The organism is Bacteroides sp. ET489, from assembly GCF_030518095.1.
In the GTDB taxonomy this organism is placed as follows: domain Bacteria; phylum Bacteroidota; class Bacteroidia; order Bacteroidales; family Bacteroidaceae; genus Bacteroides; species Bacteroides ndongoniae.
In genome coordinates this window covers 149,165-170,556 of the sequence record NZ_JAULLJ010000005.1, presented here as the reverse complement: position 1 = coordinate 170,556, position 21,392 = coordinate 149,165, and the positions used below count along the sequence as shown (strand labels likewise).

Annotated in this window: 12 protein-coding genes, 1 tRNA gene, 1 pseudogene and 1 riboswitch; of the genes and pseudogenes, 5 read left to right on the top strand and 9 right to left on the bottom strand. The window is 48.4% G+C overall.

The annotated features are described in order from the left end of the window. Positions 1 to 127 precede the first annotated feature (127 nt). The 7 genes and pseudogenes from Q3C19_RS18390 to Q3C19_RS04690 all read right to left on the bottom strand — a co-directional run bounded on the left by Q3C19_RS18390 (position 128) and on the right by Q3C19_RS04690 (position 13,658). Positions 128 to 1,675: pseudogene (locus tag Q3C19_RS18390) on the bottom strand (SusD/RagB family nutrient-binding outer membrane lipoprotein). Positions 1,676 to 1,873: 198 nt separating this feature from the next. Continuing rightward, positions 1,874 to 5,308: a SusC/RagA family TonB-linked outer membrane protein gene (locus Q3C19_RS04715; protein WP_302727542.1), complete on the bottom strand. Its 3,435-nt coding sequence runs from the start codon at positions 5,306 to 5,308 to the stop codon at positions 1,874 to 1,876. Between the two features lie 372 nt (positions 5,309 to 5,680). Further along, the gene (locus tag Q3C19_RS04710; RefSeq protein WP_071148061.1) at positions 5,681 to 7,000 is read right to left on the bottom strand and encodes a hypothetical protein; all 1,320 of its coding nucleotides are present in this window, start codon (positions 6,998 to 7,000) and stop codon (positions 5,681 to 5,683) included. 38 nt (positions 7,001 to 7,038) lie between these two features. After that, the gene (locus tag Q3C19_RS04705; protein ID WP_302727539.1) at positions 7,039 to 8,202 is read right to left on the bottom strand and encodes a YncE family protein; all 1,164 of its coding nucleotides are present in this window, start codon (positions 8,200 to 8,202) and stop codon (positions 7,039 to 7,041) included. A 30-nt stretch (positions 8,203 to 8,232) separates the two neighbouring features. Next, entirely contained in the window at positions 8,233 to 10,212 is a 1,980-nt protein-coding gene (locus Q3C19_RS04700; protein WP_302727564.1) for a TonB-dependent receptor, read from the bottom strand. 90 nt (positions 10,213 to 10,302) lie between these two features. Beyond that, positions 10,303 to 10,509, bottom strand: a riboswitch (cobalamin riboswitch). A 277-nt stretch (positions 10,510 to 10,786) separates the two neighbouring features. Continuing rightward, on the bottom strand, positions 10,787 to 11,791 hold the full coding sequence (locus Q3C19_RS04695; protein ID WP_022162743.1) for a 2-oxoacid:ferredoxin oxidoreductase subunit beta: 1,005 nt from the start codon (positions 11,789 to 11,791) through the stop codon (positions 10,787 to 10,789). A 19-nt stretch (positions 11,792 to 11,810) separates the two neighbouring features. After that, a complete protein-coding gene (locus Q3C19_RS04690; RefSeq protein WP_302727536.1) occupies positions 11,811 to 13,658 on the bottom strand; it encodes a 2-oxoacid:acceptor oxidoreductase subunit alpha in 1,848 nt (615 codons plus the stop codon). 170 nt (positions 13,659 to 13,828) lie between these two features. Here Q3C19_RS04690 and Q3C19_RS04685 point away from each other — a divergent pair. Further along, positions 13,829 to 13,900: transfer RNA gene (locus tag Q3C19_RS04685), tRNA-Arg, on the top strand. 94 nt (positions 13,901 to 13,994) lie between these two features. On the opposite strand, the gene Q3C19_RS04680 is transcribed toward Q3C19_RS04685, so the two are convergent. Together Q3C19_RS04680 and Q3C19_RS04675 are read right to left on the bottom strand one after the other, a co-directional pair. Continuing rightward, the gene (locus tag Q3C19_RS04680) at positions 13,995 to 14,684 is read right to left on the bottom strand and encodes a response regulator transcription factor (protein WP_277122948.1); all 690 of its coding nucleotides are present in this window, start codon (positions 14,682 to 14,684) and stop codon (positions 13,995 to 13,997) included. Between the two features lie 210 nt (positions 14,685 to 14,894). Further along, entirely contained in the window at positions 14,895 to 15,944 is a 1,050-nt protein-coding gene (locus tag Q3C19_RS04675) for a sensor histidine kinase KdpD (RefSeq protein ID WP_302727533.1), read from the bottom strand. A gap of 469 nt (positions 15,945 to 16,413) precedes the next feature. Between Q3C19_RS04675 and Q3C19_RS04670 the strand changes: the two genes are divergently transcribed. The 4 genes from Q3C19_RS04670 (at position 16,414) to Q3C19_RS04655 (ending at position 21,095) form a co-directional block, all read left to right on the top strand. Continuing rightward, the gene (locus Q3C19_RS04670) at positions 16,414 to 16,539 is read left to right on the top strand and encodes a hypothetical protein (RefSeq protein WP_302727531.1); all 126 of its coding nucleotides are present in this window, start codon (positions 16,414 to 16,416) and stop codon (positions 16,537 to 16,539) included. 127 nt (positions 16,540 to 16,666) lie between these two features. Further along, on the top strand, positions 16,667 to 17,470 hold the full coding sequence (locus Q3C19_RS04665) for a hypothetical protein (protein ID WP_302727529.1): 804 nt from the start codon (positions 16,667 to 16,669) through the stop codon (positions 17,468 to 17,470). Between the two features lie 893 nt (positions 17,471 to 18,363). Further along, positions 18,364 to 20,568 (top strand): peptidase domain-containing ABC transporter, encoded by a 2,205-nt coding sequence (locus Q3C19_RS04660; protein ID WP_288910154.1) that lies wholly within the window; start codon positions 18,364 to 18,366, stop codon positions 20,566 to 20,568. A gap of 17 nt (positions 20,569 to 20,585) precedes the next feature. After that, positions 20,586 to 21,095, top strand: a complete 510-nt coding sequence (locus Q3C19_RS04655) for an HlyD family secretion protein (RefSeq protein WP_288910153.1) — start codon at positions 20,586 to 20,588, stop codon at positions 21,093 to 21,095. Positions 21,096 to 21,392 lie beyond the last annotated feature (297 nt).

Below are 21,392 nucleotides of genomic sequence, written 5' to 3'. Positions count from 1 at the left end.
TATGATATCCGTTCAGTCCGCGTCATTTGGTTTTAAGAGATTGTTAGTCTCGTTTTGTAGGTTGCAAACTTTTCAGCACAATCCTAGGTTGGGTGGCTGTGGTTCGTATACCGGTGTGTCTTGCGGCTCATTTCGCCCAGAACAGTTTGGTGTAGTAGGTGTCTTCAGCCTGTACGTCCTTATAGTAGGGATTGTAATTCACTTCGGTGGTCGGGTAGCGCCAACGATTGGGAACGTTGGGGATGGTGCCGGCTACTTCGGGGAAAACGAGTCCCGACGGATAGCCCGTGCGGCGCAGGTCGCTCCAGGCTTCGCGGCTGACGAGGAAGGCAAAGTGTACCCACTTCTGGGTGATAATGGCATCCAGTTTATCGGTATAGTCGCTGCTCTTCCAGCGGGCGTCGGCAAAGGCGGCTATGGCTTCGTCGGTTGGAGCCTCGTAGCGGCGGGTGTTTTCGCCGGTACCGATGGAGTCGTAATAGTACCACAGGCGGATGGACTGGCTGACGGCTGTTTTAAACTCTTCTTCGGCACGGGTCATGTCCTGTGCTACTCCGTAGCCCATGGCGTATGCTTCTGCTTTGATGAAGTGGATTTCGGGCGATGCCATGATGAGCATGTCGAACTTGTCGTTCTGCCAGAAGAAACCGTTTTGGGTGATTTGCGAGAAACCCTTGTTGGTTGTTATCAGTTCGTCCTCGGCCTGTGAGTTGTAGTATTCGGTCAGCTCGTCGCTTACACTGACATCCGTACCCAGGTAGCGGTGTTCGTCAGTCTGTCCAGTATTGCGGTTTACTATTTTTACAGGGTTGTAGTAGAGCAGGATGCGCGGGTCGTCTGTACCCTCGACATAAGTACCAGTCAGTGGATCGCTGCTCTCCATGTTGTAATTGCCGTGGCTCAGCATTCGATCGATGACGGGACCCGATGCCAGACGGTTGGTCACCCAGTCGCCCAGTCCGCTACCGGCAGTGAAGTTCAGCTGTCCGGACTTCTGGTTAGTGATGAATACGTTATTCGCCTGTTCCTCGATGAGAGGGTATTCGGTCGGGTTCTCCAGTATCTCTTTGATGATGGCTCATCCTTCTTCTGCCAGTTCGCCTTGCGAGGCTACACGCATGGCCAGACGTAGGCGCAGGGAGTTGGCGTAACGCTCCCACTTATCCATGTCGCCCCAGTTGATGAAGTCCTGTGTACTGAAGTTACGCGGAACGGGGATGGTGCGGAAACGTGGAGCCATCTCCTTCAGTTCGGACAGGATGGTACGGTAGATGTCTTCTGCTTTGTCGTAAGGAGCATACGACTGTTGCACGTCATTGGTCAGTGGCAAGGTACAGGCTTTGCTGAAAGGCATGTCGCCAAAGACGTCGACAGTAGCGGCAAAGAAATCGTATACTTGTAGCCGTGCTGCCAGCAGAAAGGCTTCGTCCTGCTCTTGCTGTCCGGTGCTTTCTTCGTTATAGAGTGATTCGAGTTTGCGTAGTTGGGTCAGAGCCGAGTAAAGGTTGTCCCACTGGCTGTCGATGAATGGAGTATAACCGGGTGTATACATGCTGCTGGAGTAAGTATAACCGAAAGTCTGTGCATATTTCCCTACGAACTGCGAGTCGAAGCCGAAAAAACGGTTATACTCGTAGAGGTCGTAGTCTTTCACTCTTTGAAAAACACCTACCATCAGGTTGCTGATAGAGACGGTGGTCACTTTCGAAGGGTCTTCGTATTTACTGTCGAAATCATATTCCGAGCAGGCGTCGAGGGTGAGTAGTACACCCAAAGCTAATGATATGGATAGTTTTTTCATAATGCCTTTTTATATGTTTTTTGTTGCGGTTGCCCGTTTTTTACCTTGATTGTACGAGGTGGTTGTTATTGGTCAGAAGCTGGCTCTGACGGAGAATCCGAAGCTTCGGGTAGCTGCCGTCGAATTGCCGACAACAGCCAGATTTGCCCATGACGTTCCTACCGACGACTCGGCATCGTAGTTCTTCAATGCTTTGTAGAAGTAGAAGAGGTTTCGTCCGAACACCGACAGGCTCAGGCCCGACATACCCAGTTTGGCAGTCACTTTCTGTGGGAACCGATAGCTCAGCGCCAGTTCGCGCAGCTTCACGTACGAATTGTCGAATACGGAGTGCATATAAGTGAGCTGTTCGCTGTTGGTACCCCAGTTGTAGGTCATGTTGTAATAGTAGGCAGCAGGGATGATGCGTGTATTCTGCTCGCCTGTCGAAGCTACTATACTCGGCAGGATGAGGCCGTCGTGGTAGATGTGCTCACCGTTGGGACCTGCCGCGGTGGTTGGGGCTACCTGTACGGGGATAGCTGTTGAGTTGTTGTCGCCCGGGTAATAGTAGGAAAGGCCTCCATGTTCGGTATCGCGGTATTTCAGCGACTCAGGTGTCAGACCTAGTCCGGTGGCGTATTGGTTCATTTCATTGATAACGTCACCTCCGATGCGGTAGTCAATGCTGATGTCGAGGGTGAAGTTCTTATACGAGAACGAGTTGAACAGACCACCTACACCGTCGGGATTGATGTTGCCCACTTTTTGCAGTTCGCTCTGGTTGAGGTAGAGGCCGTTATCTGACACAAGGTACTCGCCTTTTTCGTTCATTTGCGGCACTTGTGCATAGATGTCGCCCATGGCTTGTCCTTCTACGGCCTGTATTTTGATACCACTTCCGCCGGAGTTTACGATTTCAAGGTAGGGTACTCCGTCGGCCAGCCGTACGACCTTGTTTTTATACACACCGTAGGTAGCGGTCAGATCCCAGCGGAAGTCGCGTGTCAGTACCGGTGTGGCATTGATGGCTACATCCCAACCTTGGTTGGCTACCTCGCCCACGTTCATCAGCATGTATTTGGCACCCGAACTGGATGGTTGAGGAGTAGACAGTATCTGGTCTTTTACACGGTTATTGTAGTAGGACACGTCGAATCCCAGACGGTTATTGAAGAACTTGCTTTCGAGTCCGAACTCGTACTCGTATTTCTTTTCGGGACGGATGTGCGAGTTGCCTAATGAAGAAGGAACGGTGTTCCACGTGAAGCCGTTGTCTGAGCCTTGCTCGTAAACAATGTTGGCGGCATAGGTTTCGGGAGCGTTACCCACAACGCCGTAAGAGAGGCGTAGCTTACCGTAGCTCCACCAGCGCGGCATACGGAAGGCATCGGTGAACAGGAAACTCATGTTGGCCGAAGGGTAGAAGAAACTTTGGTCCTTCAGTGTAGAAGAGCGCTCCTGACGTCCGGTCAGTTCCAAAAAGAGGTAATTGTCCCAGCCCAGGCTGAGGGTACCCATATAACCGGTTTTCAGCAATTCCATGCGTTGCAGGCTGCTGCTGGCTGTATAGCGGCTGGCATTCAGGTCGAACCAGTTTTCGGTGGAAAGTCCGCCGTTGGTTGCCACGCTGATGTTGTGCATGTTTTCGTATCGTCCTGTCCATCCGGCAGTAGCTGCGATGTCGAAACGGCCGATGTTATAGTTGAAGTTCAGCATTACGTCGCCATATATGATGTCGTAGCGGCGGTTGATAGCTTGGAAGCTGCCGCTGGGGTCGTACAGTGAATTAGGTCGTTCGGTTTCTTTCTTCAACGTCTGCTTGGCATCGGTGATGTCGGTTGCCACTTGGGCACGCAGGCTGAGCCAGTTGGTTATTTGCCATGTGGGGCGTATCATTCCCATCAGTCGGTTTTCGGTTTCTTCACTTGTCTGGTGGTACATGTTCCACAGCATGTCGCGTACACCTGTCAGGTAGCTAGGATCGTAAGCCCAGGCTTCGTCGGGAGTCAGTGTAGCATCGCCACCTGCAAATGTATTTTTATAACCTAAGCTGGTGGCATAGGTGCTTTTCAGGTAGGGAATGTCGAGGAATGTCGAGAAAGCGTTGCTGAAACTTCCATACAGGCTGAGTGAGGTTTGCGGACGGTTCTTGACATTCTGGATGATGTAGTTGATGGAGTACTCCAATGTCAGAGGTTTGAAGAGTTTGTATGAACCGGTCAGTTTGAAGTTGTGTTTTTTGAAACTGCCTACCAATGCATTGGGTATTTCGTCGGTATAGGTATACGAGAAGCGGTTGCTGGCAGTCTCCGTACCGTGCGAGATAGCCAGTGTATAGTTCTGCGTCCATCCGGTACGGAACAGTTCGTTCCACGGATTATCTGTCTGTGCTACGTAAGGACGCACCATTCCGTCCCAATAGAGCACGTCACTACCGTCGTATCGTGGACCGAACGACTGTGTGGTGCTGCGCAGACTTTTGTAGGTCTGTCCGTTGAAGGTTCGTTGATAGAATCCTCCGGTCTGCTTTTCGTAATCGCTGTAGTTGATGTTGTAGGTTCCCGGTCCGTACAGGTTTTGCACTTCGGGTAGGTAGGCGGGTAGGTTGGCCATGACTTGTGCAGTGAAGTCTACACTTACTTTTCCCGTTTTAGCACGTTTGCTGGTGATGACTACGGCGCCGTTGGCTGCTTCCGAGCCGTATAGGGCTGTGGCTGAAGCGCCTTTCAGAATGCTGATGCTCTCAATGTCTTCGGGATTGATGTCGACCAGACCGTTCGAACGGATACGGCCGTCGTTACCGAATTCAGCGAAGTCTGTACTCTTTCCGGTTCCTCCGTTACGGATAGGTACACCATCGAGGATGATGATAGGTTGGTTGTTTCCGGTGATAGACGTCAATCCGCGCACGTTGATGGAGACGGCTCCGGCCGATCCGCCTTGCGTCTGTGTGATGCGGATACCCGGTGCCTTGCCGTACATGGCCGAAGCGATGTTGGTTGCTCCGGCTTTTACTATCTCGTCGGCGTTGATGGTGCTGACAGCGTAACCCAGTTTCTTAGTATCTTTCTTGATACCAAGTGCGGTGACTACTACTTCGCTCAGCTGTTGGGAGTCTTCGCGCAGCAGGATGTTGAGTTTGGTTTTTCCTCCTTTTCGTAGTTTGATTTCCCGTGTGGCATAGCCCATGTAGGCTACCACAAGAGTGGCGTTTCCGGGTACGGTCAGGGTAAAGCGTCCGTCAACGTCGGCTATTACGCCGTTGCTTGTATTGCCTTTTTCTACGATACTGGCTCCCGGCAGAGGCTCTCCACTCATATCCTTCACAATACCAGTTACAGTTTTGGGCTGCTGGTCGGTGACGAGATCTTCGGTTGTGTCGAGGAAGACAGAATCGGGTTGGTTCTTACTCTCATAGGCCCATGTGGAAAGGTTTCCTGTCAGCAGGAAGATAAGTCCGCATAAGATAGCCGGATACTTTTTCAGGCAAGTTTTTACTTGTCTCTTTCTAGTTAGACTTTTCATATTTTATTGCTTTATAAAATGCTCTCTCAGTTGGATGTGGGAAAACTTCATCTTGAATAAAATTGCAATTTATATGACAGTCTTGCTATGATCTGTATGGAATTTCTGTAAGTCGCTGAATGATAGTGTGCTGCTGGCTTGCCGGATGGAAAATTTTTAATGAGGAAAGGTGTGGAAAAGTGTGGAGTGTAGAATTTTTCCACAGATGGATGTTCTGTTTTCTACAAAAAAAGTCTGCCTGGCTTTATTAAGCTGCAGGCAGACTTGAGATTACCTTACAAAGAAAAAGTGTTATTGAGGTAATAATTCTGTGATACAGTTATTACCTAGGTATTTCAGTGTTCTTCCATTTGGTTTAAGCTGCGTATGGAGTTAGTCCTCCCGTGTGGCAACTTCTTCTCCCAAAATGTGGAGATCTTCTACGCCCGATACTTCTGTAGAACATTCGCCTAACCAGCCGTTTTCCTGGTTCACACCGCAATATATCTTGATGAAGTCTACACCCGGCAGGTTGACCTTTTGTCCTTTGGAGTTGACAGCCCAGTCGATGTCGATGCAGGCATCGTCTTTGGTGTTTTGTTCGTTATCGGCATAGCCGTAACCGAATTTGTAGAGTACGAAGTAAGTACCTTTACCGCTTTCATCGATACCGTTCTGTGGCAGACATGTGCCGTTGAAAGTCAGCTTTTCGCCTTCGAACCACTGCGGGAAGTAAGGTTGGTTGTGGAAACTGTTTTTCACCTTATATCCAGAGTTTCCTTGATTATCTTCCCAGCGGATGTACTGTTCTTTTTCTTCGGCAGTGGTTGGTTCCTTTTCGGGGCGGTAGTAGGTTATCTGATAGTCCTTATAAGTGTTGACATCGTTTCCGGCATTAATGGCCATCTGATACCAGGCTTCGCCTTCAGGATTGTTATGGGCACTTCCGGCTATTTCGTACCACTCGTCATCATCGGGCACGCCGTTCTTGTTCTTGTCGTAGGCCACCATGATGATGCCCGGTTCGCAGCTACCGCCTACGGGAGCATCCGGATTGGGATTGGCGGCCGAATAGAAAGCGTTGCCAAGTACGCGGAAGTCGCGCAGGCCGGCTTTGTTTTCGATAGTGTGGTCGAAGCCTACCGTTACATAACCACCGTATCCACCAAGCGAAATCATGCTACGGTTGCCATTTCCGATGGCGTCGAGCACTTTCTGGTTCATGTTTTCCTGCGTGTCGCCTTCTTCGTATGAGGGCAGGACATTGGTGTACTGTCCTACGGCAGGCATAAAGTCGATTACCTTTGTAATATAAGCTTTGGCTCCTTCGGGAGTTGTGATAGAGTCATCGAAACCTACGGTTACCTGGAAAGTATAGCTGAAACAGCTTGTTCCTTGGGTTGCAGTCAGTATCAGTTCGTATGCGCCTGCACTGGGGAAGATGTATTCCAGCTGTTTGCTGTTGGACAGTGTTTCGCCGTCCAAAGTCCAGGTGTAGGTAACACCCTCGTCGGACACGCTGTTCACTTCAATCTTGAACAATTGGTCGACAACTGCTTTGAATCCAGATTCCGGAACATTGACGGTAATGTCTGCCTGCTGGAGCACATAGGGTTCCGAGTTGTCGTCGCTGCACGATGTAAGGCTGCCTGATATAAGGACAGTCGATAAAGCGATCCCCCACAGGGATTTGCTCAATACTTCTTTTTTCATAATACAATTGTTTTTAGGTGAATATATGAGTTTATTGTTTATTCAAATGGCTCGGTTGTAAAGGCGAAGTGGGCGGGTATGTCACCGGTCATCACTTTCCATTTCTTTTTTCCGTCGGGGCTAAAGCAGTACAGATAGCCCGGAGTAACGTAATTGGTGGCATCGGTCACAAAAATTTCCTTTGTTTCCGGATTTACGGCTACACCGTAGGGGATTTCTATTTCCTTGTCCGTGCCGTCGGTGATGAAGTTGTGCGAAACGATCTTCTGCCACAGCACGTCGTAGATGGCGTATCCGATGCTGTTGCTTTCCGTCACGTAGCTCCACTCTACACTGGTCATGTAGATGGAGTCGCCGCACAGATGCATTTCGCTGGCTGCTATGCCCAAGTTGCCGATGACCTGGTCGGTATGGCTGTCGATGACAAACACGTCCGACCCCGTTCCGTAGTAGTCGCCGCGCGAGCTGACGTATATCCGTCCGAAGCGGTCCAGTTCCATACGGTGCAGATTGATGGCTACGTCGATGGACTTGATGACCTGAAACGATTGAAGGTCGACCACGGACACCGTGCGGTCGTAGTTGGGATAACGGTAGCCGCCCGAATTGGCCACATACAGTTTTCCGTCGGTGATGACCATTTCTTCGGGTTGATAACCGACGATGACTTCGCGTGTAATACTCAGGCTGGCAGTATCTATTTCGACTACCTTTCCGGGACGGGCGTCAGGATCGATCTGAACGGGGCCGGCATAAGAACTGACATAGGCTTTTCCGTCGTTGAACACGATGTTGCGACAGTTCAGCACGTCGATGCTGGCAATGTGTTCGGCCGTATGTACGTCCATCACTTCCACGTAGTGCGAACAGTTGATAACGGCATACAACTTACTGCCGTAGACGGCTATGTCGTTGCCCACGTCGCCCAGTTCCTTGACAATGGAGGGGTTTCGTTGGGGATAGATGTTGCGGTTGTACTTCCCGGTAGTGTAGTCGAAGAAGTCGATGCTGGCTTTGTTGTTGCCCATGTTGCCTTCGTTCAGCAGAAAAAAGCCTTTGATGGGACTTCCTGTATAAGGAGGAGTAATCCATTCTTCTTCCGTGTGCATCATGGGGATGTCGCCGCGGCAGGCTGACAGACTCAGTATCAGCCAGAGGCTACCCAGTATCAGCTGGATGTTTATCTGTTTATTATTTGCCATACATAGATGATTATTTAGTGTTCTTTTCCTTTAAAATGTATATTGCACGATGGCTTTGAAGTTGATGCCTGGCATGGGATAGCACGACACTACTTCGTACTGCTGGTTCAGCAGGTTGTTGATTTCCAGCGTCAGCTTCATGTCGCCCGTGCGCAGCGGCAGGTTACGCGAGACGGAGAAGTCGCTGGTGTACCACGGTAATTGGTAATTGACCGGCAGGTTGGCTTGCGAAGAATAGCGTTCGCCGGTGTAGATGAAGCTGTAGCTGGCTTCCCACTGCTTCCAGTTCAGGTTGACGGCTGCCGAACCGCTGTGCCAGGGTATGTAGGGTATCTGTCCGCAGTAGTACAGTTTCGACGGGTCGGTAAAGTCCTGTGCTTTCTGATATGTATAGTTCATGCGCGTGGTCAGTGTCAGGTCCTGTGCCGGTTGCCAGTTGGTCTGTAGGGCGACGTCTATTCCTCTGATTTCCACTTTTCCCAGGTTGACCATGGTCCAGCGGAAGAAGTTAGATGTAGGAGTCGCTACAATCTTGTTTTCTACTTCGTTGTAGTAAACGTCGGCCTGGGTTTCGATGTGCCGTAGCCAGGTATGGCGGAAGTCTTTTCCATACGTGATACCTATATTATATTGGTTGGTATATTCCGGCTTCAGGTTGATGTTGCCTATAAAAGTGTAATACAGGTCGTTCAGCGTTGGCATGCGGAAGATGCGCTTGTAGAAGGCACGCAGATGCAGGTCGTGCTGCCTGAAAGGCTGCCACGAGGCGATGGCTGTGGGGGTCCATTCCATCTTGTTCGAGGCGGCGGTTGTGTCCGAGGCCACGTTGTCGTGGACGAAGGTAGCCAGGATGCTGGCTTGCATCTTCACCCGCCCTAAGTGCAGAGAGGTGGCGGCGGCGGCCAGCACCGTGTGACGGCGCGGGTAGACAAAGTCTTTCAGGTCGGCATTCAACAGGTTGAACTGATAGTCGGCCGACAGACTGACGTCCCACGACGGCAGCAGTGTATAACGTTGCGCCAGCGATACGTAGGCTTCCTGCTGACGGTAGTGGTTGTTGATGTACATCAGGGCCTCGTCCTGTCGCGGATCGGCCAGGTAGTGCAGGTAGTCGTAGGCATACTTGGCGTTCAGCATCAGGCTGTAGCGGTCGGAGAAATCCTTGCGGAGCGAGCCTTGTACAAATACGTTGGTATCCCACTGACGATCTTCGTGCGAGAACTTGTTGCGCACCACGGCACCTGGATAGCCCCGTTCGGAGCGGTAGAAGTAGGCCTTGGCCTTCCACTGCCCTTGCGGTAGCTTGCCAAACCAACCATTCTCCAGTCGCAGAGCATTGACGTCGCCATTGCGCCGGACAGCTGTGGTGTCGTAGCCTTCTTCCACGCGGTAGGTGAATTTATAGCGACCGGTGGTGTACATGTATTCGCCGCTGAGCGACATATTGACTTTTTCACTCACTTTCTGCTCCCAAAGCAAGGCCGGATTGACAGTGCCGAAAGAGCCGGTCTTGAAGGTTGCTTTAACCCGATGAGTTTCGTTTTCGTCGAATTTCGGTGTCCGCGATTGCAAATAGATGGAACCTGCCGATCCGAAGTCCTTGGCTGGTTGGAAGATGGCGCTTTTCTGCCCGTTGTACAAGGTGACACTCTCCATGTTGTCCAGCGAGAAGCGTCCCAGGTCCACTGTTCCGTTCTGTGCATTGCCCAGTTCGATGCCGTCGTAGAATACGCCGACATGATTGGTGCCCATGCTGCGTATGTTTACGGTCTTCAGGCCGCCCACACCGCCGTAATCTTTGATCTGTATACCCGAAAAGTAGCGCAATGCATCGGCCACGCTGTGCGAGGCGAGCCGTTGCAGCTGTTCACCCTGAAGTTGCTGTACGGGTATGACTTCCTTTTGAATGGAACGTGCCGTGATGACGACCTCGTCCAAACGCTGCAAACTGTCTAACTTGCTTTGTGCGTATAGGGATATACTGCTTCCTATTAAGGCACAGACAAGCATGACAGGTCGAAAAGTACATCTGACCATGTCTTTTAGTTTTCTGAATTGTTGTTTTTACTTGTTCGTATTGGCCTCCCTAACCCTGGAGGTCGACCAAACATGAATGATGGCAGGTCTTCTGACTGACTCCCTTACCGGAACCTTCCCAATGTATGTAACATCAGTGGCATAAAAGTCTTTTCCGATAAGTTGAAACTGGAGCTTCACAGCAGCGGGACTGTTCGGGACTTTCACCCGATTCCCTTTTAATCCGCTCGTCCGGTTGGACAAGACGGAACCAATTCGGGGGCAAAGATAGTGAAAGGTGAGAGCAATACAAAAAAGAAGCTCGCTTATTTTTGTATTGGCGAGTCGCATCCTTTCTTATCTAAAGATAGTGAAAGGTGAGTGGAGAGGCGAAGATGAAGGAAAAAGAAAAAAGTGTCGGGATTCATCACAGATTTACCATTTGCAACGGATAAATAAGAGAGATCGGGGTGATTGTGCAACCCCTTATCCGGAGAAACAGGTGTCATCTGTGCCGAATCCCGACACGTCTGTTATAGTTGTAACGAGGGCGAAGAAGCCGACAGGCTTACTTCACTTCCCATGTATCGTTAGTCAGTAGCAATTCTTCGAAGTTGTGATACTTCTTCTTAGCCGAAACCTCTTCGATCTGCTGGTGTACGGCTTCTTCGTAGGTAGGAGCTTCCACGTCGCGGATCACGCCGAGTGCGATAGGAAAGTCGGGACCTTCCATCAGCGCCAGTTTCAGCTGCAGGGTATTGTCCATGCAGTGTGCGTCGTGCACCAAGATGTCTTTCTCCGTGATGCCGTTTTCGCCCAGCTTCACTACCTTCAGACCGAAGCCTTCCTGCATCAGTCCGTATTCGTTGTTTTCACCGAACAGCATAGGTTTGCCATGCTCCAGGTAGATGGCGTTCTTGGCGCGGTCTTCCTTCTTGGCTACAGCATCGTGCGTACCGTTGTTGAAGATGACGCAGTTCTGCAGAATCTCGCAGACGGCAGCACCTTTATGGTTGTAGGCCGCTTTCAGAATTTCTACCGTACCGGCTGCATCGGTGGCCACGGCGCGGGCAAAGAAGCGTCCGCGTGCGCCGAAGCACAGTTCGGCCGGATGGAAGGGATCTTCTACGGTGCCGTAGGGCGACGACTTGCTGACGAAGCCACGGGGCGAGGTAGGCGAGTATTGTCCTTTGGTCAGACCATAGATGCGGTTGTTCAGCAGAATCATGTTCAGGTCGATGTTGCGGCGTACGGCGTGGATAAAGTGGTTTCCACCGATGGCCAGTCCGTCACCGTCGCCCGAGATCTGCCATACCGTCAGACGAGGATTGGCAACCTTGGCTCCTGTAGAGATGGCGGCCGCACGTCCGTGAATAGTCTGCATGGCATACGTATTCATATAATAAGGTAAGCGGCTGGAGCAACCGATTCCGGAGATAACCGCAGTTTCCCACGGAGCTACGCCTATTTCTGCCATTGCTTTGTGCAGTGAAGCCAGGAAGAAGTGGTCACCGCAACCCGGACACCAGCGGGGTTGTCCTTTCTTAAAGTCTTTTGCTGTATATTGGTCCATGATATTTTCTCCTCTGTGATTATTGGTTTAAGATGTTAGTGAAGGCTTCTACCAGCTCGGCTACAACGAACGGCTGTCCTTTTACTTCGTTGTACTGGTACGGAGTGAAGTTATTTATCTTCATGCGCAGGTAGGCGGCAAACTGTCCCAAATTCTGTTCGGCCACTACTACTTTCTTGTAGCGTTTCAGCACGGCTTCCGTATTCTTGGGCAGCGGGTTCAGATAGCTGAAGTGGGCCAGTGCCACTTTCTTTCCGTTTTTTATCAGCTCTTCCATGGCCGAATAGAGGTGGCCGTAAGTACCTCCGAAGCCCACGATCAGCAGGTCGGCATCTTCAGCGCAGCCTTGTACTTCCACGTCGGGTACGGGTATCTTGGCAACCTTTTCAGCACGCAGATGGCACATCAGGTTGTGGTTTTCGGGATCGGTCGAGATGGCTCCCGTATTGCTGTCCTTCTCCAGTCCGCCCAGGATGTGCATGTAGCCTTCCTGTCCGGGGATGGCCCAGTAGCGTACGCCCGTTTCGGGGTTGCGGCGGTAGGGAGTATAGTTGTCTTTCATCTCGGCAGGTGCGTAGGGCGGATTGATGGCGGGATATTCGGTCAGCTTGGGCAACTTCCAGGCACCGGAGCCGTTGGCTACATATCCGTCGGTCAGCAATACGACGGGTGTCATGTGTTCGAGGGCTATTTTACATGCCATGTAGGCCGCGTCGAAGCAGTTGGTCGGCGATGTAGCGGCAATGACCGGCATGGGGCTTTCGCCGTTGCGTCCGAAGAGGGCCTGCAACAGGTCGGTCTGTTCCGACTTGGTGGGCAGACCGGTGGACGGACCGCCGCGCTGTACGTCGAGCACTACGAGCGGCAGCTCGGTGATGACTGCCAGGTTCATGGCTTCCGACTTCAGGCAGACACCGGGACCCGAGGTAGAGGTAACGGCCAGTGCACCGGCAAACGAAGCTCCGATGGCAGTGGCGCATCCCGAAATCTCGTCCTCGCACTGTACGGTCATCACGCCCAGTGATTTGTGCTTGGAAAGTTCGTGCAGCACGTCGGTTGCGGGAGTAATGGGGTAGGAGCCGAGGAACAGCTTCAGGCCGGCCTTTTCGGCAGCGGCAATGAATCCGTAAGCTGTAGCCTTGTTTCCGGTGATGTCCATGTATCTGCCCGGAACGGCGGCTTTGCTTTCAATCTTATATGTATGGGCTACGGAAGCATGGGTGTTGTGTCCGTAGTCGTATCCTGCATGAATGACTTTGATGTTGGCTTCGGCCACTTCGGGCTTTTTGGCGAATTTCTCGCGGATGAAGTCCTCGGCAATCTTCAAGTCGCGGTTGAAGAGCCAGCATACGAGGCCCACGGCGAACATGTTGCGGCATTTCAGTATCGACTTGTTGTCCATGCCGGTGTCGGCCAGGCAGTCTTTTACCATCTTCGAGATGGGGGCGGCGATGACATCTTGCTTGATGCCCATTTCTTCGATCGGGTTATCGGTCTTGAAGGCGGCTTTTTCCAGGTCGGACTTCTGGAAAGCATCGGTATCAATAATGATACAGGCAGTCGGTTTAGCAAACTTGTATTGGGTTTTCAGTGCGGCGGCGTTCATGGCTACCAGTACGTCGCATTTATCTCCAGGGGTATAGACTTTGTCCGCTCCGATATGCACCTGGAATCCGGATACGCCGGTCAGCGAACCTTGCGGGGCTCGGATGTCTGCCGGATAGTCGGGGAAAGTGCTGATGTCGTTTCCCACCGTAGCCGAAACTGTAGAAAAGATGTTGCCGGCGAGCTGCATACCGTCGCCGGAGTCTCCGGAGAAGCGGACTACCACTTGCTCCAGTTCTTTGACCATCATGTCGTTTGCCATAACTTACGATTTACTTAATCTGTTAGTACTAAAAAAAGTCCCTTTTTTGAATTTGCAGGAACGCAAATTTCGCAAAGTTAATCGGATTAACAAAACTTTTTTCGAAAAATCGGCGGAAAGCATTATCTTTGCGCCTACATTTTTCCGCTATATGCAGAATCTATGCAAAAGGTCTTGTAGTTCAACGGATAGAATAGAAGTTTCCTAAACTTTAGATCCGGGTTCGATTCCCGGCGAGACTACTTGGGCTATGATTTTTCCCCAGTTAGGAAAAAATTATTCCCCAGTTGGGAAAAAATTATTTCCTAACTGGGGAATTTTTGTAGTGTTGCTGGCCTATTCCTGCTGCTCTCCATCCGTTATCAGCTTGTAGCCTATCCGGGGGATAGTGACCAGTTCTATCCGGCGGTCGTCGGCCAGATATTTCCTGATTCGGGCAATGTAGTTGTTCAGGCTTTGCTCGCTGCTCTCCGTTGTGTATTCGCCCCACAGTTCCTGTGATATCTCTTCGCGGGTGATCACCCGGTTGGGGTTCTGTGCCAGCATCTTCAGCAGTTTGCTTTCGAGCAGGCTCAGCTTCCTTACTTTTTCGTCGCCTTTCAGCAGCAGGTTTTCGTCTGCTTTGAGGCGGAACATGCCTATTTCGATTCCTTTCGGACGGTAGGGGTGGGCAAAACGCTGTATATAGGCCAGCAGTTCGGCCATTTCGAAGGGTTTCTTCAGGTAGGTAAGGGCTCCTACCTCCAGGGCTTTTACTACGTTGTCGCTTTCCACGTGCGACGATACCACCAGCACAGGCACTTCCGGCGCTATCTGTTTCAGTTCGGGGATGGCGTCGATGCCGTTTTTCATGCCTATCTCCACGTCCAGCACTACGATGTCCGGCTGCATTTCCGCCGTTACGGTTCGGATGCCTGCCAGCGAAGTCTGGTAGTGTACTTCGTATCCCGCATCTTCCAGTGCCAGAGTGACGATACTGCCCAAGGCGAGGTCATCGTCTACAAACAATACTTTGATTTTGCTCATATAGATAGGAGTTTTTGAGTTTATAAGTTTAGTTGACGAGGGAACGAGGCTTCAGGCTACGAGGGGTGGGTGAGTTTTTGAGTTTTTGAGTTTTTAAGTTTTTGAGTTCTTAAGTTTTTAAGTTCTAACTTGACAAGGTCTGAAGCCCCTTGTTCCCTTGTTAACTCGTCCCCTCGTCAACTCAACTTAAGAACTCAAAAACTTAAAAACTTAAACCCTCACCGGTATGGTAAACGAAAACTCGCTGCCTTTTTCTTCGGCGCTCTTTACGGAAAGCTTTCCTTTGTGCGCGTCGATGATGTATTTCGACTGTGCCAGGCCGATGCCGTATCCTTTGCGGATTCGGTCTGCACCGCGGGGCACCTGATAGAACTGGCGGAACAGCTTTTTCTGATACCGCGGTGCGATGCCCCATCCGTCGTCTTGCACTGCTACTTGCAGCATGCCGTTCGCTGTCTGTAGCGTTACTTTTACGTTCACTCCGTCGTCCGAGTACTTCAGGGCATTCTCCACCAAGTTACGGATGACGTTTTCTATATACATGCCGTCGGCCACGACCTTCATGTTCTCCGGCAGTCGGTTTTTTATCTCGATGGTGTGCGGTTTGGTGCGGTAGAGGGCATCCATGCTGTTTTTCACTATTTCTGCCAGATGTGGGATGTCCGTTTCCTCCTTTTTCAGTATCAGCCGCTTCCTGTCCTTGCGTACGGTGACCAGGAGCGATTCGATGTTGCACACCAAGTGTCTCACTTCCGCCCGGCTGATTTCCACTGCTTTCTTTTTCGCCGCATTGGCTTCGGTAGATTCCAGCCAACTCAAGGTGGTTACTACGCTGTTCAGCGGAGCTTTCAGGTCGTGTATGGTGCCGTTGATGGTGTCTTCACGCTGTTGCAGTAATGTGTCTTTGCGGCGGATGACGAGGAGGTGATAAGCTACGCAACCTACTACGAACACCATTAATATCAACGACAGAATAAGTGGCCAGATTTGCTGCCCGATAAAAGGCAGTAAAGGGATGTTCGCTTTTAGCTGTAGGTACTGTAAGCCTTTGTTTCCGATGGGCAGGAGTTCGGAGGTATAGTTTGGATGCTTGCACCGCCCGATGGAGTCTATTCTTTCTTTATCTTTATTATATAAGGAAAAAGAATAGTTGAACTGTTTCTGATTGGCTTCTGCAAAAATACTATCCAAAACCGGAAGTTGTACAGGATACCCTTTTTCAAATAGTTCGTCTTGTTGCATTTGGGAAATAAGTTCCATTGCTGTATTCGCGACCCCCCTCTTTCTGGCATCATCTACATTATATATCGGCTGTTTCCGAGGTAAAGGGTGTAGGCGGGTCAAACTATCTATCTCCTGTGGAGTCATTTCTTCCATGGACTTTACCAAAAGGTACTGCCCTTTCATAGGAACTCTTCCTTTAGATTTCACATCTCGTATATGCCACTCCTTATCAATGGCAATTTGCAGCCGCTCCTCTATTCGTATTATATTTTCATCCATATAACGATTGTATAAGCTTATTACATAAAACGCTTGCAACAAGCCTATTGCGAATAGGGCGGCAAGGGTGATATAATAATACTTCTTCATAATTATAATCAAGCTAGTGCGCAAAGATAATCAAATTGCCTTGAATTTATTATAAAATGATTATCCAATTATTATCAACTACCTCAGTAGAAAACATTTACTTTGCAACGTCAGAAATCAAAAAAAATATAGAATTATGGACGTAACAGAAATGCAACAACTTTCAGTAGCAGAAATGTCGCAATTCAAGGGCGGCAAATGGGTTTGGATAAAAGATCAGTGGTACTGGATTGAAACTCTGGATTTGGATGAGGACGATTAATCCTATCTTAAAATGTAAATGAAACCGGTAAGTCTATTTAAATAGTGCAGTCCCCATCCTGCCTAAATTTGGGAGCGGATGCCGAAAAGCTTATGAGTAGGTGTAATATATTTTTAGTAGCAATAAAATGAATACGAAGATTTTTTTTATTCTAATGATAGTTTGTTCTATTTTTGTTTCTTCATGTTCTTCGGAAGAGACACAAGAAATTCAACAAAAATGTGGGATACAAGACTTGAATGAAAATGATACTTCTTTGTTTATGTCATCATTAAACAAAAGTATGAGATCTGTGATGGATATACCGATTGTTGTTAGTCAAACAGAAACTAGAACTGTAAATCAGCAGTTGGAATTGGAAGATGCAAGATATGTCTATGTAGATATTGCTTTAACAGATCAGTCTGTAGACTTAGATAAAATTGAGACTCCTCAGCAGATCTTAGAATTTACAAGAATTACAGGAGCAGAACTTAGTCTAATTAAAAGTGAGGCTTCTAATGATTCTTTGTTATTATCGGAAGAAAAATGCTGGGAAACTATCACTCCCACTATTCTAAATTGTAAAAACTATTTATACGGGAAGGGTTTTACTGAAAATGAAATTCAAGTGATGTTAAAGGAAAACAATGTGGATGAATCGTCTTTAATACCATTTGTTCTATCTTTAGCGGAAGAAGAAGAACGACAATTAAACAATTCTGTGGATAATGTTGATATCTATACAAGAAGTGTTGATTGGAATTTGGCAGGAAAATGTGCCATTCATGCTTTGGGCTTCGATGCTATGGCTGGATTAGCTCAATCTTCAGCTAAGACATGGAGTAAAGCAGTTCTTAAAAGAGTATTTAAAACAGTGGCTTCTAAAATGTTAGGACCAGTTGGCGCAGCCATTGCCTTAATTGATTTTTCATTATGTTATTGGGGATAAAAATTTCGTATCATGCACTTTTTGAATTAGTTGTAATTTTGCTCTGTTATTCTTTTATGATAAGCAAATTAATTATTGCTCTTAAGTGTCGTGAGTATGGTGCTGTACGGATACAATTGTTATTATTGTTAATTGCAACTGTGCTTGTGGGGTATATTTATATTATTTAACTTCGAACACTATTTAAAAAGTTGCAAACGTTTTTTATATTGATTTTACGGATGATGCAGATTCACTTTCTTTTTGTATATATTCGTATTTTGGTCATCTGCGATTTATTCATCTCTTAAGCTTTAGTTTCACACTTATATTGTTAATCAATTTTTGATAATTAGTAAGTACTCATTATATTGAAGTTGAATAATAGAATTTATTTGAAAGATTATTTTTTCTGAAAAATTCTATTATACAGGTGTTTAAATCGGATTTTAAAATAGCTAATTAATTTATAGTTGTTTAGGCAATAGTGTAAGTGCAGGTATTTTACTGTTAGTATTGCTTTTGTTAAACTTCGCTTTGGTTAAACAGCTATATTTTAAATCGTATATGTATGAAAATTTCTTATCAAGATAAATGTGGGTATCGTAAACAATACTGGAGTAATGTTTACTATCCGATTATAGTTAATGTGTTCTGCATATTGCTTTTTTCCATTATTATAGTTCATAGATATTGGAATGAATGCGTATATATGCATGCCTCCTTATTGCTTGGTGTTGGAATAAGTTTATTTGTTTTTTGCGTGGGGAAATTGCGCGAAGAATTTAAGAAGGAAAAAAGTTTTAATGTTGTAACTTTGCTTTATGCCTGTTTTTTCCCAATAGTAGCTTTTTTAATAAATTATTGGTATATCGGCTTATGAATGCCAGTATATTAATAATGCTAAAAGGTATATGAAATTCCCCGTTTACATCCAGCACGATTCCATGCAATGCGGCATTGCCTGTCTGCAAATGATTTGCAAATATTACGGTAAGGAGTACACACTTGCCGAACTTTCCGAATTGTGTTTTGCCACCAACGAAGGTGTGTCGTTGCTCGGTATCAGCCAGGCGGCTGAGAAGTTAGGGCTGCATACCATTTGCGGGCGAGCTACTATAGAGCAACTGGACAGATCCGAGTTGCCTTGCATTGCACACTGGAATCAGAACCATTTTGTAGTGCTCTATCGGGTGAAGAAAAGAAGAGGGGGATGCCTGTATTGCGTGGCCGACCCCGGGAAAGGACGGGTGGAATATACAGAAGAAGAGTTCAAGCGCGGATGGCTCAGCACCCAATCACAAGGTGCAGAGAAAGGCATCGTTATGTTTCTGAACCCTACTCCTGCATTTGAAGACAGAGGGGAGATGAAGGGGCGATGCCGGGAACAGCGGTCTTTCGGTTTTCTGTTCGGTTACATCAGGCAGCATCGGAAGTATTTCGGACAAATCTTGCTGGGACTGCTGGTGGGTAGCCTTATTCAGCTGGTAATGCCTTTTCTTACCCAAGCCATAGTCGATGTAGGCATTACGCACCAGAACTTGACAATTGTCTGGCTGATACTGTTGGGGCAACTGGTACTTACCATCAGCCGGACAAGCGTCGACTTCATACGCCGCTGGCTACTGTTGCACATCAGTATGCGCATCAATATCTCGCTGATTTCGGACTTTTTCATCAAGCTACTGAAACTGCCGATGTCGTTCTTCGACACTAAGCTGATGGGCGACTTGCTGCAACGAATGGGCGACCACAAACGGGTGGAGCAGTTTCTGACCACGCAGACACTGACTGTAATGTTTTCTTTGCTGAATTTTGTGATATTCGGCATGGTTCTTTTGTGTTATAACTGGCTTATATTCGTCGTTTTTCTCTGTGGAAGTTTGCTTTACGGCGGATGGATGGCCTTATTCCTGAATAAAAGGAAAGTGCTGGATTATGAATTGTTTGAACGGCAGGCAATGAACAATGCCAAGACCTACCAGTTCATTACGTCCATGCAGGAAATCAAGCTGCAGGATTGTGAGCACCGACGGCGTTGGGAGTGGGAAGACGTGCAGGCTGACCTCTTCGACGTACAGATGGAAAGCCTGAAACTGCAACAAAAACAGGAGGCCGGCTGCATCTTCATCAATGAAGTAAAGAATACGGTTATTACCGTGGTTGCCGCCGCAACCGTCATACATGGTAACATGACACTGGGTATGATGCTTGCCGTGCAATACATCATCGGGCAACTGAACAGTCCGGTGGAACAGTTGATGAAGTTCCTCTACTCTTTACAGGATGTCAGGATAAGCTTAGAGCGCATCAATGAAATACACGAGATGAAGAACGAGGAAAGCGAGGAGCGTAACCTGATGGTTCCGGCTGGGGGTGGCGCGGATCTGATATTCGAGGATGTCGGTTTCAAATACGATCCGCACAGTCCGCAGTGGACATTACAGGGAATCAGTCTCATCATTCCTTATGGGAAAACCACTGCCATTGTAGGCGCGTCGGGCAGCGGAAAAACGACTTTGTTGAAATTGTTGTTAGGATATTATCCGGTACAGGAAGGAACGGTCAGAATTGGGAATGCCAATCTTGAACAATACGACCTGAAAGGCTGGCGCAGACGATGCGGGGTAGTGATGCAGGATGGGGTTATCTTCTCGGAAAGCATTGCGAAAAACATCGCAGTGGATGACGGGGAAGTGAGTCTCGACCGTCTGAAGCGTGCCGTAGAAATAGCCAATGTCAGGAGTTTTGCCGAAAAGCTGCCATTGAAGTACAATACACAGATAGGCCCCGACGGCATCGGGTTGAGCCAGGGACAAAAACAACGTATCCTCATTGCGCGTGCCGTTTACAAGAATCCTCCTTATATTTTTCTGGATGAGGCTACCAATGCGCTGGATGCCGAAAACGAACGGGTCATTGTGGAAAATCTTCATGACTTCTACTTAGGGCGTACGGTTGTTGTGGTGGCTCATCGCCTGAGTACAGTGAAAGATGCCGACCAGATTATTGTGATGGACAAGGGGCGCATCGTGGAAGTAGGAAACCATGTTTCGCTTATCGCCCGGAAAGGGACTTACTACAATCTGGTGAAGAATCAGTTGGAATTGGGAAACTAAATATGTGGAAATCGAGTATGACAGAATATGATAATATAGAATTGCGAAGCGAGAAAGTACGGAATATCATCAGCAAAGTACCTTCCGAACTGGTGACTGGAGGTACTGTTTACATTGCGTTGCTGCTGATGATGCTTTTCGTGGCGGCCATGCTGATTCCTTATCCGGAGAATATCCGTGCTGTGACCATTGTGACATCGGTAGATCGGCGAAGCATACAGGCGGATGCCTATATTCCTTTCCGTTATGTCAACCGGATAAAAAGAGGAACAGAGGTCAGTGTAGAACTGGAAGGATTTGCGGCACAAGAATATGGTTATAATCATGGCTTGGTTGCGGAAGTTAAGAAAGATAGCCTGATCAGTCAGGGAGGCAGAACTTATTTTTGTGTTTCCCTCGATTTGAAAGCCCCGTTCAAATATGATGTGTTGCCGCAGATGCAAGGCATGTGCGTGATTACTGTTGCTGATAAGACAGTGTTTCAATACATATTCCGGAAAATAGACCGGCTTTTGGGAGGTGATTGAACGGTAAGGGATTATCCTCTTTCAGCCCTGCTTGTCTGTTGTGAAACACTTGCACGGCTCGTGAGCGGTACAAGTGTGGCTCGCGAGCCGTGCAAGCATTCCACAGGAGCCATGCAAGTGTTGCTCCCTGCGAGCGCGTCCCCCTCTATCCTCCTCCTTCTCTCCATAAAAAACGCTGTGAAACTCTGTGTCTTCTGTGGTTCCCATCTTTCACCTTTCAACGTAACAGTCTGTCCATCATTGGTTTGCGTTGAAACGTGAAGTTGAAAACGATTTGTTGAACGCGTTTGGCCGAAA